This window comes from Rhodopirellula europaea 6C (genome assembly GCF_000338295.1).
Taxonomy (GTDB): Bacteria; Planctomycetota; Planctomycetia; order Pirellulales; family Pirellulaceae; genus Rhodopirellula; species Rhodopirellula europaea.
Window position 1 is genome coordinate 1 of record NZ_ANMO01000066.1, and the last position, 14,633, is coordinate 14,633.

Annotated in this window: 12 protein-coding genes; 5 read left to right on the top strand and 7 right to left on the bottom strand. The window is 56.8% G+C overall.

Annotated features, from left to right (window positions below; all coding sequences use genetic code 11):
• Positions 1 to 139: 139 nt before the first annotated feature.
• The 3 genes from RE6C_RS05335 to RE6C_RS05345 form a co-directional block, all read right to left on the bottom strand.
• Positions 140 to 901, bottom strand: a complete 762-nt coding sequence (locus RE6C_RS05335) for a YggS family pyridoxal phosphate-dependent enzyme (protein WP_008654573.1) — start codon at positions 899 to 901, stop codon at positions 140 to 142.
• Positions 902 to 1,004: 103 nt separating this feature from the next.
• Positions 1,005 to 2,747 carry a vWA domain-containing protein gene (locus RE6C_RS05340; protein ID WP_008654574.1) on the bottom strand — a complete coding sequence of 581 codons (1,743 nt, stop codon included), beginning with the start codon at positions 2,745 to 2,747 and terminating at the stop codon, positions 1,005 to 1,007.
• Between the two features lie 358 nt (positions 2,748 to 3,105).
• Positions 3,106 to 4,584, bottom strand: coding sequence for an outer membrane protein assembly factor BamB family protein (locus RE6C_RS05345; RefSeq protein WP_039961267.1), 1,479 nt, complete (start codon positions 4,582 to 4,584; stop codon positions 3,106 to 3,108).
• A gap of 145 nt (positions 4,585 to 4,729) precedes the next feature.
• Between RE6C_RS05345 and arfB the strand changes: the two genes are divergently transcribed.
• The 4 genes from arfB (at position 4,730) to RE6C_RS05365 (ending at position 8,266) form a co-directional block, all read left to right on the top strand.
• On the top strand, positions 4,730 to 5,158 hold the full coding sequence (gene arfB / locus RE6C_RS05350; protein WP_008654577.1) for an alternative ribosome rescue aminoacyl-tRNA hydrolase ArfB: 429 nt from the start codon (positions 4,730 to 4,732) through the stop codon (positions 5,156 to 5,158).
• Positions 5,159 to 5,265: 107 nt separating this feature from the next.
• A complete protein-coding gene (locus RE6C_RS05355) occupies positions 5,266 to 6,000 on the top strand; it encodes a UvrB/UvrC motif-containing protein (RefSeq protein ID WP_008654578.1) in 735 nt (244 codons plus the stop codon).
• Positions 6,001 to 6,015: 15 nt separating this feature from the next.
• A complete protein-coding gene (locus RE6C_RS05360) occupies positions 6,016 to 7,428 on the top strand; it encodes an ATP-binding protein (RefSeq protein WP_008654579.1) in 1,413 nt (470 codons plus the stop codon).
• Positions 7,429 to 7,600: 172 nt separating this feature from the next.
• Complete coding sequence (locus RE6C_RS05365) at positions 7,601 to 8,266, top strand: response regulator transcription factor (protein WP_007329169.1); 666 nt, start codon at positions 7,601 to 7,603, stop codon at positions 8,264 to 8,266.
• Positions 8,267 to 8,439: 173 nt separating this feature from the next.
• Here the strand turns inward: RE6C_RS05365 and RE6C_RS05370 are convergent, their stop codons facing one another.
• The 4 genes from RE6C_RS05370 to RE6C_RS05390 all read right to left on the bottom strand — a co-directional run bounded on the left by RE6C_RS05370 (position 8,440) and on the right by RE6C_RS05390 (position 12,456).
• Entirely contained in the window at positions 8,440 to 9,180 is a 741-nt protein-coding gene (locus tag RE6C_RS05370) for a hypothetical protein (RefSeq protein WP_236617960.1), read from the bottom strand.
• Positions 9,181 to 9,753: 573 nt separating this feature from the next.
• Positions 9,754 to 10,386, bottom strand: a complete 633-nt coding sequence (locus RE6C_RS05380) for a hypothetical protein (protein ID WP_236617961.1) — start codon at positions 10,384 to 10,386, stop codon at positions 9,754 to 9,756.
• A 122-nt stretch (positions 10,387 to 10,508) separates the two neighbouring features.
• Positions 10,509 to 11,606 carry a dual-specificity RNA methyltransferase RlmN gene (gene rlmN, locus RE6C_RS05385; RefSeq protein ID WP_008654585.1) on the bottom strand — a complete coding sequence of 366 codons (1,098 nt, stop codon included), beginning with the start codon at positions 11,604 to 11,606 and terminating at the stop codon, positions 10,509 to 10,511.
• A 172-nt stretch (positions 11,607 to 11,778) separates the two neighbouring features.
• Positions 11,779 to 12,456 (bottom strand): BON domain-containing protein, encoded by a 678-nt coding sequence (locus tag RE6C_RS05390; RefSeq protein WP_008654586.1) that lies wholly within the window; start codon positions 12,454 to 12,456, stop codon positions 11,779 to 11,781.
• Between the two features lie 159 nt (positions 12,457 to 12,615).
• On the opposite strand from RE6C_RS05390, the gene RE6C_RS05395 reads away from it, so the two are divergent.
• The gene (locus RE6C_RS05395) at positions 12,616 to 14,547 is read left to right on the top strand and encodes a hypothetical protein (RefSeq protein WP_008654587.1); all 1,932 of its coding nucleotides are present in this window, start codon (positions 12,616 to 12,618) and stop codon (positions 14,545 to 14,547) included.
• Positions 14,548 to 14,633: the final 86 nt, after the last annotated feature.

Consider the following 14,633-nt stretch of genomic DNA (forward strand, 5'->3'; position numbering starts at 1 on the left):
ATCGATCGGCAGAGGGCGATTGCCAGGCGAGGCCTGGCCTACGTGGTGGGATGAATTGCGAAGTGCACTTTGCAATCGCCCAAGTCGGCCCCAGAATCGAACAACGGTCCTACTCTAAGCCGGCCTCTCACAACTGGCATCAACCAGTCGGCAGAACACCTTGGAGCAACCGCGTGCCGATGCGGACCAGCGTGGCTCCTTCGGCGATCGCGGCGGGATAGTCGCCGCTCATTCCCATCGACAACTCAGGGAGCGAAGCTCCAGTGGCCGATTCCATTTGATCGCGAAGTTCTCGCAATTTGGCAAACTGTTTGGCGGCAGTGGACTCGTCAGTGCCCCAGCCCGCCATCGCCATCAGACCTTTGATTTGCAGTCCCGCGTTGGAGCTGCCCTCGAAACTTTGCCAGTGAACCAAGAGTGGTTCCAGTTGGTTGATCGGCAACCCGGTTTTGGCTTCTTCTTCGCTAACATTGATCTCGATCAAGCCATCGATCGATCGTGATTGAAGCAGGCATTCGTTGTGCAACGCATCGAGCAACCGTTCACTCGCAATCGCGTGAACGAGCGGTTCCGCGGGAAGCAAGCGGCGGACTTTGTTGCGTTGCAAGTTGCCGATTTGGTGCCAACGAATGGCGGCATCGTCGAGCGTTTGGAATTTGCTCTCCAGCAATTGAGGCCGGTTCTCACCCAGGTCGTGGCAGCCGGCTTCGACGAGCCAGCCCGTGATTTCTGGGTCGACGTATTTGGTGACTCCGACGACTCGAACGCTGTCGGGGGAACGACCGCATCGCTTGGCGGTTTCAGAAACGGAACTTCGAACCGAGTTCCAATTGTCCAGGATCAGCGACTTGGCAGTCGCTTCGTCGCACGCCATCTGTTGTTTCGAGATTGGTTCAGCCATGCAGGCGTTTTAACACAACACCAACGAGTGTGGCATAGGCTTCCTGCCTGTGAGATTGCGGATGTCGGTTCGAATCACAGGCTGGAAGCCTATGCCACTTCTTTTAAGCGATGATGCTTCGTCGATTGTTGACGTAGTCCCACAGCACAAATCGATCGAGGTTCTTTCCGCTGGTGAAGAACACTCGCCCGCGAGTCGATTGGGCCATCCGGTAGGCGAACCGAATGTCTTCTTCGCTCTGCGACCAACTGGGGATCAAGAAGATGTTGATCGTGATCCCTTCCTTGGCGCAAAGCTGAGCCTCACGCATCGTGGCGGCTTCGGTTTGTGGGTCGGGTGGATACAGCATGTACAACCACTCGCCTTCGAAGTGCGCGGTTGGCAAACCGTCCGTGATCAACACGACTTGGCGATTGGGCGTGTCGCAAGTCGCCAGATTTTGTCTGGCCATTTGCAACGCGTGCTGAATATTGGTGAAGTGCGGATGGATCTCGTGCTCGCTGATGTCCGGGTTGCTCATGTCGCACTTCAAGCGAACCCAAGGATCATGAATCGTGACTTGTTTGGGCATGCACTCGATGATTTCACCCGGCGTCCGCAGTTTCGCGAACGTGTACATCTCGATGAATTTCAGGAAGTCGCCGGGATACTCGCTGTTGATCAATCCTTGCAACGCAAGCGCCATGCGTTTGACGTTGATATATTGGCCCTCGTACCGCATCGACCCGCTCATGTCCATGATCACCGCCGTGGCGGCTTTCGGATGATTGCGAGTCTTGTGGACCACGATGTCGTCGCCGTGCAGTCGCAGCGGACGTTCGTCCTTTTGACGCAGCAACGCGTTGATGATCGTCTGCGGCAAATCCAAGTTGGCGACGCTGTCACCGAACTCGTACGGTTTGGTTTGTTGCAGTTCCACGGCTCCTTCGCCGACCACATCGCCTTCGTGGCGACCAGTGCGTGACGGATCAAGTTCACTGAAAATCTGCTCGAGCAATCGGCCTTGGAAAATCTTGTAGGCTTGCGGTGTCAGGCGGAAACCAGAGCCGTCCTTGTTGCGTTCCAAGCCTTGCCTTTCGGCTTGCTCTCGCATCAGGTTTTCGACTTGTCGTCGCATGTCCTCAAGCTGTTCCATGTCGCCCGGTTGTGCGAACTCGCTGAGCATTTCCATGTCGATCAAACCGATCTGAGCAGTCTTCTCGGCTTCTTCGAGTTGCTGCAACAGTTCGTCGATCTTTTCGAGTTCTTCTTTGATCTCGAGTGCTTTGGGGATCGACATCGATTCATTGCCGGTGAAGTCATACTTCGTGGCCAGTTCTTCGATGTTGTGTTTGTCTTCCATCGCCGAGCCGGTCGCCAGCAAGTTGCGGGCGAGGTCCCCGTTATCGTCGCCGGACTGGTACCACAGCCGTTCAATCATGAAAGGTTGTTCTTGATTGATCGCCATTCGGAAAAGCTTTTCCATCTTGGCGGGCGGTTTCACTTTCTTGGCGGCTTGGTGAAACGCTTTGCGAGCTTTCTTCTGAACCGTGCGAGCTTCGTACGTTTTCAGGATTTTGCGTTTGCGATCCTCCAGCAGCGCTTTCAAAAAGTCGATGCTCGGTCCCAAACCCGCGATTTGGCTCGGATCAAGCTTCACTGCGTTGGCGAGGTCTTCCTCGGACAGTTCTTGAAAGTTGCCGTACATCAACGCTTGCTCGAACGCGGGCGACACGAGGTCCGGCGGCGGTTGGCTGGGTGGTGGAAAAGCGACCGGGTCGTACTTTTGATAGGCGTGGATCACCCCACCCACGGGTTCGCGTCGGTCGCGAGACGGCGAATCGGAATTGGGTTTTGAAGTGTCCATGAATCGTTTCGTTGAGAGTTCAAGCGATGGGGCGGCACCCGGCGAACGACCGGAATGTCATTTTACGAAGCTGCAAAGCGACGCGTTCAAAGAATCGGTCGATCTGATCCGTAATGCGTTGCCAATTGCTACGTACGACCGCCTTCCAAGGCGGTCGAAGTCATGCCACAGAATCGAGTCGACGGTCTTGGAAGACCATCGTACAAGGTATGGCGCGACGGTCTCGGATGACCATCGTACGAGAGGTTTGGCGAGGTAGTTGCCGTAGGCTGGGCTTCCAAGCCCGGCCTGAATCCTGGTCCAGCAACATCAAAGTTGAAGTCGACGGTCTTGGAAAACCATCGTACGGGGCAGTGACTCAGGACGGATTGTGTTCTGGCAGGGCGAGGCAGAGGACGGTTCGGTCGCCGCGGATGAGCATGCGATTGCCGACGATCACGGGAGCGGACCAGCAAGGGAATTGCAGGGCTGGACGGTCGCCAGCGGCGAAATCCAGCTCCCAGACCGCCAGCTCATCAAATCGATCCGGTGTCACACGGACAATGTGTAGCGAGCCGGTCTCCTTCAGCACCAACAAGACGTCGCCCAATCGTGTCGCGGTGCTGCGTCGTCGATCGAGGGCGGTCCACTTCACCTCTCCGGTAGCGAAGTCGATGCATCGGAAATCACTGTCCGGTGCATTGCGGCCGCTGCAAGCGTAGAGGTAGCCATCGTGAAGAATCGGCGTCGACATGTGTGACCGCAATGCCTGCGATCGTCGACGACCCTCGGGATCTTTCCAAACGGTTTCAAACGTGGCTCGGTCGTTTTCGACGTTGATGTCATAAACCGCCGCGCCAGCGTCGTAGCACTCGCTGATCAGCACACGATTGCCATCGACGATTGGAACCATCGCGTTGACGCTCTCCAAAATGTCCGCTCGATGATAGACCTTCCCGAGCGATTCGCCGTCGGTCGGATCCAGTACCCACAAATGATCGCGAGCGAACATGAGCAAGTATTCCGTGCCGCCGATCGTGATCGTTCGCGGGCTGCTGTAGCTGGCCAAGTCATCTCCGCCGGTCCATCGTACGTCGCCGGTTGATCGATCCAGTGACACCATCAACGTGCCTTCGGGAACGACGCGATCGAGTCGTCCAGGGGCGAGAGCTTGTTGATCATCGGGACTGCCACCAACCATCGCGATGACTTGGTCGCCAACGATCAACGGAGACGAACCGACGCCGAAGAAGTTCTGAACAACGTCGTACTTCTCGTTGAGTGAATTCGTCCACAGTTGATTGCCCGACTCGCAACTCCATGCGGTCAGTTGACCAGCGACGCCATAGGTGAAGATTTGGGCGTCCCCGGATTCGTCATCCAACTCGGCGATGGTGGGACTGCATCGTGGACCCGTTTCGTAGCCGTACATGTCTCGGTAGTCGAGCGGATACGACCGAGTCCATTTGACCGCTCCGGTGGCCAGGTCAATTTTGCGGAGTCGTTCCGAATCATTGGTCGCGTCGAATTGAAAATAGTTTTCACCGCGAACCACACCGATGCCGTACCCGTCTCCCACATCCAGAGCCCAATGGAACTTGGGTTCGCTTTTCCAGTTCAATGATGCGATGGAGTTGGGAGCCGATTCCGTCAACTTCGCACTGCCGCTGAAATCATCGTTGAGAAAACGTGGCCAGTCGGGCTGGGTCAGCGGCGACTGGGCTCGTCCGGTCGATATCACGACGAAAGTCAAAACGATTGCACAGATGAGACAGAACCACATCGTTTGTGATCGATCGCAGGTCGGCGATGTTGCAATGGCGATGGAGCTGATCTTTTTTGGGTGTTGCGGCGTCATGAAGCGGGCTCGTGGAGCAATCATCGACCGTGGTGGGTCGGAAACAGGATTGGGTGAGGAATCGTGAATCGAAATTGAACGATCCGGTGGGAGCGGAGTCGCCAATGGTGGCTACCGCCGGGAATGCATTGTAGAACCTGAGGCCATGGCTGATTTACCCGTAACAAGTCGTTTTGTCATTCCAGAAGCGGACCTGAATTGGTCGGCGTCGCGAAGTGGCGGTCCGGGCGGACAAAACGTCAACAAAGTCAATTCCAAGGTGACGCTGCGTTGGAAACCGCAGCCGCAGACCGGATTCGACGAATTTTGGTGCAAACGTTTCGTCACCCAGTTTGGAACTCGCATCAACAAAGAAGGGGAAATGGTCCTGCACAGCGAGGCGACACGGGACCAATCTCGAAATCTTGCCGACGCCCGCGAGCGGTTGGTCTCGATGTTGCTGGGATGTCGTTTGCCCCCCAAAAAACGAACCGCGACGCGACCGACGCTGGGCAGTAAGCGGCGACGGTTGGAAGGAAAGCGACAGCAATCCGAGAAGAAACGTCTGCGTGGAAAACCCCGTGTCGACGATTGAAGGTTCTCGTTTGGCGGGCCCTTGTTATACTGACAGGGCGCGAATCGGATGGAATGATTCTCGCCGACAATCTTCTCCACTTCGAATCTTTTTAGCGTCCCTGCTCAATGAAGCGTGCTCGGCATCTTGACGATCTTCTTCGCAACTGGGAATTCGACCCCAGTTCGCTCAACGTTCGCCTGATCAAAGGCAAAGATGATCGAGACGTCATCCAGATGCGAGTCGACATGGGCGTTCTCCAGTTGGAGACGACTGGTCGTCCCGATGGCGAATTGATCGAAGCCAGCGAAACGTATTTGCAGCATCTGCAGATGACTCGGCTGGAAAACGCGGACGCGGAACTAACCGAAAAAGACTGCAACGAAATCGATCGCGAATTCATGCAGTTCTACCACCGCCGGATCTGCTGGTTGCGTTTGCAGTTCTACCACCGTGCGGTGATGGACGCGGATCACACGCTGCGATTGATGGATTTGTGCGAGGAAATGTCGGACGATCCCGAGTGGATCTCGTCGCACGAACAATATCGACCCTTTGTGCTGTTCCATCGCACGCAAGCGGAAGCTCTTGGCGAGCTGGAAGAGAACACGCCCGAGGAAGCCATCCAGGCGATCAATCGCGGGTTGGACACGCTGCGAGAGTTCTTCGTTAAGCACGAAGCGGAAGAACACTTCGATGAAGACGAATTGATCGTGCGATTGGTCGATCTTCGTGAGTCGCTTCGAAACGAATACTCCGTCGGCCAAACGCTGCGAGAACGTTTGGACGCGGCGGTGCAAGAAGAAAAGTACGAGTTGGCCGCCAAGCTGCGTGACGAGCTGACTCGCCGCGAAACCCACTGATCGGGTGAACTTGCTATGCCGCTGATCGCACCGGCGCCGTTGGGGTCGTCCACGTGGTTGTTGCAACTGCGCACTTTCGCGATCGTCGGCCAGCTCATCACGATTCTCTTCGCTCGGTTGCTCACACCCACTTCGTTGCCAATCGGCGCGTTGTTGGTGCTGGTGATCTTCACCGCAATCACCAATGGTGCCTACGGTTGGTGGCTGTCCCGAGCTGAACGCAACCGCGAGGAATCGGTTGGTGAATCCGCGATGGATCCTGCCGCCGGACCAAGTTCTGGATGGGCGTCGCCGATCGCTGATTCGGAGGCGAGATTGTTGAGCGAGTTCAAATCAGAAATGCCACTGCGGTTGGCGTTTGTCTTGATGGCGATGGATTTGATCACGCTCACCGCGATGTTGTATTTGACCGGCGGAGCCGACAATCCCTTCAGTCTGTTTTACTTCGTCAACATCGCGATCGCAGGAGTCATCCTGACCGCCCCGCTGACCTGGACACTGACCGCGCTAGCAATGCTTGGGTATGTCGCGTTGCTGATCGATTCGCGACCCGTTGCGGGGCTGACGATCCAACCCGCTGAGACGCCCGATTGGTTAATTGCGACGCTGGATTTGCGAGATTGTGGATTGCTGTTCGCGTTTGTGACCTGCGCGACGGTGCTGGCGTACTTCGTGACTCGGATTTCACGCCAGTTGCGTTTGCGAGAACAAGACCTGCGTCGCAGCCAATCCGAACGAGCCGACGCGATGCGATTGGAAGGCCTGACGACGCTAGCGGCCGGAGCGGCTCACGAATTGGCGTCGCCATTGTCCGCGATCGATGTGGCTTGTCGCGAATTGACGCGGCATTTGGAAGACATACCGAAACCGAAATCGGTTGACGAAGACCTGTCGTTGATCGATGGGCAATTGTTGATGTGCCGGCAAATTCTTTCGCGAATGCGAGCTGCGTCTGGCGACACCGCGGCACAGCGATGGAACCGGACGACGCTGGGCGATTTGATTGACACGGCGTTGGAGGGCATTCGCGATCCGCACCGGGTCGAAATCATTGAGTCGGATGACGATGCGTCCTGGGAAGACCAGCCGATGTGGTTGCCTGAGGAAGCCGTCGCTCAGGCGATTCGGAATCTGATCCACAACGGATTGGACGCCAGCGACCCGTCCGAATCCGTCGCGGTCGAACTGCTCGTCGATGGCGATGAAGCTCGGATGCAGGTGCGTGACCAGGGGCAAGGCATGTCGGACGAGGTGCTCGATCGAGCGGGCGATCCGTTTTTCACCACCAAGGAACCCGGCCGCGGGATCGGGCTGGGGTTGTTTCTGACTCGAAACGTGATCACGCGATTGGGTGGCACATTGAAATTCGATAGCACGCCGGGGATGGGAACCGTTGCGACGGTTCGCTTACCGCTTCCGAAGGAATGACCCTCCGCCACTCGGGTTGGCTTCCTGCTCGCCGGGGTGTGATTGGTCGTTACAGACGGTTGTTGAGGTGTGGTGACTTGCCGCATTCACACCGGGCGTGGGGCTGAATCGTTGCTTTCGACTGCTATACTGGAACGCCCGTACCCCCACCGACTGATGCAATGGTGCAACGATGAGTTTCTCCGATTCCAACAGTGGCAACGACGGCGTGCTGCCTTATCCCAGTCCATCGGATGTCTGCACGTCCGAAACCGTGGGTGCAGAAAGCATTCTGCTGGTCGACGACACGGTTGTGCTGCGAGAGCGGATGGCGGTGGCGATGCAGAGCCGCGGTTTTCGCGTTTTGACCGCGGGCAATTACGACGAAGCCGTGGCGGTGTTCAGTCAGTCGCCGACGGATTTGGCGGTCTTGGACTTGAGAATGCCGGGCCGCAGCGGTTTGGATTTATTGCGTCGATTGCTGGAGATCAAACCGGATTGCCGGGTGCTGATGTTGTCCGGATTTGGAAGCATCCCCGCCTCAATTGACGCGGTTCGTGCGGGTGCGGTCAACTTCCTTAGCAAACCCGCTGACACCGACGACATCCTGTCGTCTTTCATTCGTGGCGAAGGCCAGAACGTACCCGAGGGCGGCTTGGCCTTTCCCGCACCATCGCTGGCTCGCAACGAGTGGGAACATATTCATCGCGTGCTCTCGGATTGTGGCAACAACATCTCGGAAGCCGCCCGTCGATTGGGCATTCACAGACGGTCGCTGCAACGCAAGCTTCGCAAGCGTGCTCCCGAGGATCCAAAGACGCCTGCCGCGGATGAAGTCTTCGAAGACGACGAAGTCTGATCCTTGTAGAACGCTGAGGCCCCTCAGCGTTTCGCGACAAGACGTTCTCAGCGTTTGCAACAAGATCTTCTCAGCCTTCCACCACAACCAAAACAAAACCCCGCATGTGAGAACACATGCGGGGTTTTTGATTTTCACTTCGATGGATTGAGTCGAAACTCAATCAGCACTGACTAGATGTCGGTGTTGGCATCGGGTTGTGGCACTGGAGGAGCAGCTTCTTCCACTTGGTCGCTGCTGCTTTTGACTTCTTCTGCAGCAGGTGCGGCAGGAGCAGCTTCTTCGGCTGCGGGTGCTTCAGCAGCAGGAGCTTCGTCAGCAACTGGTGCTGGAGGAGCAGCTTCTTCGGTGGCTTCGGCGTCTGCAGCAGCGTCAGCAACAGGAGCGGCTGGAGCAGCTTCTTCGGTTGCAGCAGCAGCTTCGCCGGTGACGACGCTACCAGGAACCAAAGTTTCGCCTGGAGCCAGGTCGAAGCCTTCGCTGCTTTGCATGACGGAACCTTCCATCACAGGAGCAACTTCGCCACCGCAGCAAGGAGCTGCTTCGACGACAGGAGCGGGAGCTGGTTCGCCACAGCAAGGTGCTGGAGCAGGTGCAGCTTCGCAGCAAGGAGCAGGAGCTGGTTCGCAGCAAGGTTCTGGGGCGGGCTCACAGCAAGGAGCTGGGGCTGGCTCACAGCATGGAGCTGGGGCTGGCTCGCAGCAAGGCTCAGGAGCACAGCAGTCTTTGGCCTTCAGTTTGGCCAGCAATCCGCCGCCGCACTTGTGAGCCTTCAAGCCGCTGAACAAGCCGCCTGAGTTGCAGCATTTGTTCGAGTGCAAGAATTTGAATGCACTTGCACTGCTGCTGAAAGCCAACGAAGCACCCAACATCAGTGCAACGACGGCGGTACCCTTCACCAAATTCCGATTCATGTGTTTCTCCAGAGTAAGTTCGGAGGTTTCGGTGCGATCCGAGTTCGCACGCTTGAATTGAGGTGGCATCCGGTCACCCTGATCGATTGCGTTACACTCCGGCCGTCATCCGCTCACAAGAGGGGGTTCTGGGGAGATGCGGTGACATTACCGCTTGCAGTGACTTTGCGTTACGGTAGCTTGCTAGCAAATGTTGTCAATTGCCCAGGGCGCCCAAACTCTTGTTCAGGCGAACCTTTGGGAAAGCAGCTCGCCACTTGATCCACGCGATGACCCGCCAATTTCAAACCACGTTGTGATTGCGGACTTGGCAGGCCAACGGGCAAACGAGCGTTTTCAAGCGAAATCGCAAGTGAGCCGGAGCGACTCGCATCGTAGAAGCCAATTCAGAAAGGCAACGCCGAAAACCAGGAAGGGCGGCGAAGGTGCCACTGGGCCGTTTTCGAGGCGGGTGAGGATCCTTCCTTGCCAGTCAACGAAAAAACGCCTCGCGTGACACCCGGGATCATTTTCTCGGGGGAGCGAGGCGTCTTGGTCGATCGGAGTTCGAATTCGATCTTCGATCGCGGCATATTACCGCTGAACCGAATCGGTTGCGGTCGCAGCTGGATTCGCAGCCGTTTGCGTTTGTTCCTGAGCATTGAGAATGCGAGCCATTTCGTCGCCGTTTTCGAAGTCCAGGATCATTTCAGGTTCTCCGGTAGCCATTCCCAGAACCATGCCCGAGATTCGCCATCCTTCGCTTTGTTGAACGACGGGCAGGACAATTTGGAATTCTTGCTTGGTTCCGTCTGCCGCGGATGGTTCGCTCCAAACGCAGTGCACCAAACGCGTTGGGTACTTTTGGCCTTCGGGCAGATGCTCCATTCCCACTTCTTCGCTGCGGGTGATGGTGACTTCAGCGTCCGGCGACCCGAGTGGTTGAACGGTGTGCCCGATCCGAGCCAATTCCGATTGAGCTCGTTCGGTCAGCAGCGTCATGGCGGTGTTTTCGGCACCACCACGGCGAATGCGGTCGAGGAACTGACCAACGACGGATTCGGCTTCTTCTGCCGATGCGGCGCTGTTTTGCGGCGTGGAAGTGGTTGTTTTGGATGCGACCGCTTCAGGGGTGGACGAGCCACAACCGGTCATCGAGATCGTCGCGACGGCGACGGAGAAACCAAGAGCAAAACGACCAACGATCCGCATGACTGAAACGGACATATTTTCCATCCCTGGAATTGAATGACTGACACACAAACAGCGATGCGTTCATCGCCAAGGTCGAGAAATAGTCAATTCAGTCCGCGGGGGTCAACACGATTGCAGAAATTCGCGATCGCGGACTAAGTCGCGGCCTTTTGACCGCCGCGGTTGCGACGCAGTTGGCCGCAGGCGGCGTTGATTTCGTCGCCTTTGCGTTGGCGGAAATTGACATTCACGCCAGCCGATTCCAAAATCGCTCGAAAACGCGCGATCGCCGCGCCACTGGGCGTTCGGTAAGGCAAACCCGCGACTGGATTGTATGGAATCACGTTCATCATCACGCTGCGGCCGCGAAGAATTTGGCTCAGCTGCCTCGCGTGTTCGTCGCCGTCGTTGATTCCGCCCAGCAACACATACTCGAACGTCAGTCGCCGACCGGATGCGTGGAAGTAACGATCTGCCGCTTGCAGCACTGGCTCGATCCCGATCTTGCGATTGACCGGTACCAGCTCGCTTCGCAGTTCATCATTGGGTGCGTGCAGCGACACAGCCAAGTTGTATGGGATTCCGGCGGCGGCCAATTTGTCGATTGCTGGCGGCAAACCAACGGTGCTGATCGTGATCCTTCGCGGGCTGATACCCAGACCGTCTTCGCTGCGAGCGACATCGAGTGCCGCCAAAACGCCAGGCAAGTTGGCCAGCGGTTCGCCCATGCCCATCATCACGATATGGCTGAGCCGTTCGTCGGCGGGCAACCGTTGCTGCAGACGCAGCATTTGTTCCAAGATCTCGCCACCGGTCAAATTGCGATCAACGCCGTCCAGTCCGCTGGCGCAGAACACGCATCCCATCGCGCATCCGACTTGGCTGCTGACGCAAATGCTGCGGCGAGGGCCGTCTCGCAACAACACGCATTCGACTTCGCCACCGTCCGCCAACCGGACCAAGATTTTCTCGGTGCCGTCCTTGGACTTCGACACGACGGCTTCGGTCGCATTGAAGATCGCAAAGTGCTCTTCCAGTTGAGCCCGAAGCTTGGCGGGCAAGTCCGTCATTTCCTCGAACGAGGTGGCTCGTCCGGAGAACAGCCAGCGGCGAATTTGCTTGGCACGGAACGGTTTTTGTCCCTGCTCCTGCAGCCAATCCTTGAGCTGGTCGAGCGACCAATTCAGCAAGTGGTTCTTGCGGGGGCCGCTGGACTCCGAATCGGTGGTCGTGACGAGAGGCAGTGAGACCATCGGAGTCAAGCAAATCAAAAAGAGGGAAGCGGCGGCGTGAGGTGGATCCGTCGTGGCTTTCCCATCAGACGCTTCGCCGGCAAAGAACGCAAATGGAATTCACCACCAGCTCAAACGCGGCCGGTGAAAAACACTGCCAGCAAACTGATTAATAGCGAACTGGGCCGAAGCGTCAGGGTTGGACGCTCAGGCGGTTGTCGACTCGAGAGACGCCCGGTTCCAAACGCATCAGCAATTCGGTCATCCGACGATCGGATTCGTTGCGGACCGTGCCGCTCAGTGTTGCTGTGCGATCTTGGACCTGAACATTCACTCCATCATACCGATTGGATTGAGAATTCATACGGCCGGGCAAGTTGCCATTGATCGTCGTGAGATTCGATGTGCCTTGCAAACGCGAGGACGCATATTGCTGCACACGAACTGGTTCGAGCGGTGCAACTTCCACGGCACTGCGAAGTCGCGTTCGAATCGGTGGAGTCGACGTGTTGCCACGACCCGCGTTGCCTCCGCCGAACAAGTTGCCAAAAGCGGCTCCCAGTCCGCCGCCACCACCGAATCCTCCGAGGCCGCCCCCGCCACCAAATGCTCCCCCGCCGCCACCACCGCCGGCTTGTGACACCGCGGATGCACCGACAGGAGTGGACGTGTTGGCGCCGACGGCTCCGTTTCGCTGGACGCCTTGACTGAACACTTCATCAGGGTCCAAGCCTTGGTTAATGACTCCGTCTGTCTGACCGTTACCGCCACCATCATCGTTTCCTTGTTGCTGCGCGGTTGCTGTCGAACCCAGAGCGATCCATAAAGTGGAAGCGGCCAGGCACGCTACAATTTGAGACGTTCGTTTCATGCGACTATCGCTCAGTGGACGTTGGGTTTCGGATACGATTGGGGTGTGACACTTCTCATCTGATTGTAGCTAGGCCCCAAGAGTTCGTCCAAAATGAATCCCCAACGATCCCCGCGATTCGGCCGCTCATTTGCACCGAAATTTCCAGTTGTAACGTTGATGATGCCCCTCGCATGCCTTTTGGTTGCGACCGCGTGGATGTCATCGCCATCCGTTGCCTCCGCTCAAAGCTCCGCGACGGACAACGAAACCCGAACCACCGTGCCAGCGCCGCGGCTGTTGCCGTCGACCACGTTGGCTTATTTGCGAATCGATGACGTTAACGACATTCGCGAAGATTGGGGCGAATCCTCATTGGGGAAAATGCTGAATGATCCCAAGATGCGACCCTTCGTCTCGGACATCTATCAAATTCTCAGTGACCTGTTTGATAAGCCCGGCAAAGAGATGGGGCTGACGCTCGACGAGCTCCGGTCGCTGCCTCAAGGCCAGGTTGCCATCGCTCTTCTTGAAGGCCCACCGCCGGAGGAAAAGACCGACCAGGAGAAAGCGGATGAGGAAGAAGACGATGACGCCATCGCTCGGCGCTTGCGAAACAAACGACGTCAGCAGAATTCGTTTGCTTTGGCGATCATGATCGATGCCGGTCCAAACAACAAAGAAATGGAAACCTTGGTCGAACGCCTGATGGAACTGGCGGAGAAGAACCGCATGATCATCCAGAACGAACAAATCGGTTCGATCGAGCTGACGCGATTGGTCCGCCAACGTGGTGATGGCGATGTCATTGAATGGTTTGAACAAGATGGCTTCTACGTCATCGGGTTGGGACGAACGATCGCTCAGTCGATTGCCAAGAAAATGAACGACGAGCAGCGTGACGCCAGTCAGTCATCGGGGCGTTCACGACGCACCACAAAAACGACTTCGACTGAATCCGAAACGCTCGCGCAAAACGCGGACTTCATCGCCGTGATGAGCCGATCGATTGGTGCCGAAGCTGAGATCCCGCAGATCACTTTCTTTGTCAATCCTTATGGCATCGCGAAACGGATCATCGCGAGAAGTGGATCCGCATTCTTCATCGCGCCGATCGTTCAAGATCTAGGCATCGAAAAGATCCGCGGGATCGGCGGCAGTCTTTTCCGCGGCGGTGAAATCGTTGAATCGATTGGTCACATGCACGTGTTGATCGATCCGCCACGAGATGGGTTCTTTGGCGTGCTGCGTCCCGAGGACATCGAAGTCTCACCGCCGGTTTGGGTCCCCGCCGACGCGGCCAGCTTCACTTGTGTGGGTTGGGATGTTGAGACCGCTTTCCAAAACGTTGGCAAGATCGTCAATCGTTTCGCGGGCGAAGGCAGTTTCGAAAAGAACACCGAGAAGCCCGTGAAGGAACGTTTTGATGTTTCGCTTGAAGAAGAGGTTTTCCCGTTGATGACCGGGCGCGTCGTCACCATTCAACGTTATCAGTTGCCTGCCAACTGGAACTCCATGGCACGTGCGATCGCGATCGAAGTCAAAGATGCCAAGGAAGCTGGCAAGTTGCTCGACAAAGTCAAAGCCAAAGCGCCACCGCAACGAATGAAACCCGAAGTCATCCGAGACAAAACGGTTTACTTTTCGGAGCAACGCCAGTTCGATCGCCCCGGAATTCGCGTCCCGGAAAACAGCGTCGCGTTGCTAGGTGATTGGTTGCTGCTCTGCGACAGTCGTGAAATTCTCATGCAAATTCTTCGTGCCGAGGCCGGTGAAATCGATCGCTTGGCAGACGACGAAGACTACGTGCTGCTGACGAGCGAACTCGGAGCCAAGTTGGAGGGCGAAACGCCGTTCTTGTTCCAATTCAACCGTGATGCCGAGACGTATCGGATCCTGTACGAAATGGCCAACTCCGATGAGACCGCACAATCGGTCGAGAATCGTGGCGGTGAAAATCCCATCGCTGGTCGCGTTGCCGAATTGATGCGGCGAGACGATTGGCCGGAGTGGGAAGACTTGGAGAAGTATTTCAACGTCAGCGGCATCTTTGGCTACGACGAACCAGGTGGCATCCACATCGGTTCAATGAACCTACGCCCGATCGAGTGAGTCGTGTGTTGTGCTGGACGATGAGACTGCCTCACCTCTCTGCATTCTCATGCTCGGGCCCCCTCCCGCGCATAGAGGTCCTGCAG